The sequence below is a fragment of the Burkholderia sp. LMG 13014 genome, assembly GCF_905232215.1.
In the GTDB taxonomy this organism is placed as follows: Bacteria; Pseudomonadota; Gammaproteobacteria; order Burkholderiales; family Burkholderiaceae; genus Burkholderia.
On record NZ_CAJNKE010000758.1, the window covers coordinates 1 to 2,460 of the forward strand.

General features: G+C 68.9%; 2 protein-coding genes. Both read right to left on the reverse strand.

Translation table 11 applies throughout. From position 1 onward, the window contains the following. Positions 1 to 115: 115 nt before the first annotated feature. Positions 116 to 1,999, reverse strand: coding sequence for a WG repeat-containing protein (locus JYJ84_RS34170; RefSeq protein ID WP_175222973.1), 1,884 nt, complete (start codon positions 1,997 to 1,999; stop codon positions 116 to 118). Between the two features lie 48 nt (positions 2,000 to 2,047). Beyond that, on the reverse strand, positions 2,048 to 2,460 hold a 413-nt coding region (locus JYJ84_RS34175; protein WP_205190094.1), incomplete at its 5' end, for a hypothetical protein.

Sequence of the window (2,460 nt, forward strand, 5' to 3'; positions counted from 1 at the left end):
CCACCCCCCCCCCCCCCACCCGCCCCGGAGCCGCCGCGCCCCGCACCCGGGCCTGTTCGACTGGCTGAGGTTGTTCCGCTGATCCTGGGGCCGTCGGGCAAGACGGCCGTTCGCTTTACGTGCGCGTCGTCGCGCGCCCGTCCGGATACAACCAGACGGCCACGCCATCGTCGCGCCATGCCGCGACCGGCTTGCCGTCGCGCCAGTTTTCCGCGATCGCGGCGCGGCGGACAGGCCACGACATCAGCAACGTGCGCGCGGCGTTGCCGTCAAACAGCGCGTCATCGCCGACCCGCGTGTAACGGGCCGGATGCAGCACGGTGCCATCTGCACGGAACACGGTCGCGCGCACGTCGCCGCCGTCCTCGTCCAGCACGCCGGCCAGCCAGCCGTAACCGGACGCGAAGAACAGGCCGGTCAGGTCGTCGCAGCGCCCCAGCGAAATCGTCGTGCCCGTCTCCAGATCGCAGATCGCGACATGCATCGGGTCCTCCGACAAGAGGCCGACCGAATAGCGCGTGAACAGCTCGCGCGGCACCGCCGTGTCATCCGGCAACCACGGTAGCGCCCACATATTCACGAAATCGAACGGCGTCAGCGCACGGCCCAGCCCGTCGACGATTGCGCAACGTCCATCGCCGCGCCGCACGATGTGGCGAATCGCGCCAAGATCGGTCACGGTCTCCGTCCGCTCGCCGTCGATCAGCCTGGCGATTTCCGCGTAACGCGGCTCGACGACCGTCCGGCCTTTCAGATCGACGAGGCCGACGTGATCACCCCGCTGGGCGATGAACGCACCGCATTCGGACGACCATTCGAGCGACGTCCATTCGGGCCGCGCCCGCCATTGCCCGTCGCGGTCGACCAGCCCCCAGTGCTCGCCTTCGCACACCGCCACGACGGCGCCGTTCACGAATTCCTGCGCATCGTCGAAACGCGGCGGGATCACCCATGCGCCGTTCGTGTCGACGAAGCCCCAGCGTTCGTCCAGGCTCGCGGACGCCAGCCCGTCGGAGAACTCGCCGAAGTTGTCGAGCAACGGTTCGAGCACCCACGTGCCGTCCGTGCGTACGAGCCCGAATCGCTCGCCGACGCGCACGCATGCGATGTCGCCCGTGAAGTTCCATACTTCGTCGAATGCCGGCTCGCGCACGACGCGCGCACCCGCCTCATCGGCGAGCAGCAGGCCGAACTGCCCGTCGTGCGCCACCCACAGCAACCGGTCGTCATGCGCGCCGCTGCGCCACAGGTTCGTCCACGCCGGCGGCACGATCACGTCCCATGCGTCGTTGCTCTCGCGCCGGACACCCCACAGGCCGTTGCGTCCGCGAAAGCTGAACGTGTCGTAGGCGAGCCAGCGGCCATGTACCTCGCCGGCATCGAACATCTCGGCAAACGTCACGCCGCGGGGCGGCTCCTGACGCTTGAAATAGTGATGCGACACGCCGCCGAATCCGAAGCCCCACGCCCAGTCGCGCCAGTCGGGATGCGCTTCGATCTCGAGCGCATCACGCACGCCGCGCACATCGCGGAAGTCCATGCAGTTCGCGACCTGCCACCACAGGCGCGTGCAGGTGTCGCGCTCCTCGTCGATGAATGCGTCCGGCTCGCTGCCGGAAAGCCACGACAACTCGTCGAGGTTCGCGGAAAACCGTGGCGCGCCATGCGCATCGCCGAGCGCGTCGATCGATTCGCCGAGATGGCGTAAGAGCGCATCGAACTGGCGCGCGAGCGCCGGATCGTCGCCGGGCAGCGGATGTGCGACGACGAACGATGCGAGCCGGCTGAGGCGCGCATGCGCGGCCCGCGCATCGCTCGCGAGATTCGGCGTGCCCGCGTCGCCGAACACGCGCTGATCCGTAATCGCGTCGCCCGCGCCGCCGTCGGCGAGCAGCACGCGCCACAGCAGCGGAAAGTGATTGTTGGATTCCGCGAACTCGATCGTCCGCGCGTCGTCTCCATCAGCGGCCTGGAGATAGAGCCATGCTCGATTGCCCATCGGTCGGATCGCCCTCGTTGTCGTTGTATGGCGTCGGTTCGGTCGCGGTCAGTGTGCGGCGGATGCCTTCAGCAGCCGCAGGATCTCCGGCGTATCGGCGGCGTCCGCCAGCACTTTCGCGGACGGCTTCACGCCGGCATCGAGCAGGCGCTGCACGCCGTCGACACGGCGCGCGGTCACCTCGCCGTCGAGCAGCGCATCGTCGTGCAGCACGTCCGGGTTTGCGTCCTTCGCGAGCAGCACGAAGACCGATGCCGGCACGGGCGGATTCAATGCGTCCGGCAACGCGACGTCGGCGAGCCGGTACGGGTTGTTGTCACGGAGCTGCCAGCGCAGCATGCCGCGCGCCTGCCACTTGCCGAGCACCGCGAGCGCATCCGGCTCCGGCAGCTGCACGATTTCCGCGACGAGATCGCTCGCCTGCTCTTCGCGGCCGTCGCGCAGCGTGTCGGGCGGCGGCA

Bases quoted from the DNA above. Each gene is read 5' to 3' on its own strand.
- JYJ84_RS34170 (WP_175222973.1), bottom strand. From the start codon at position 1,999: ATGGGCAATCGAGCATGGCTCTATCTCCAGGCCGCTGATGGAGACGAC.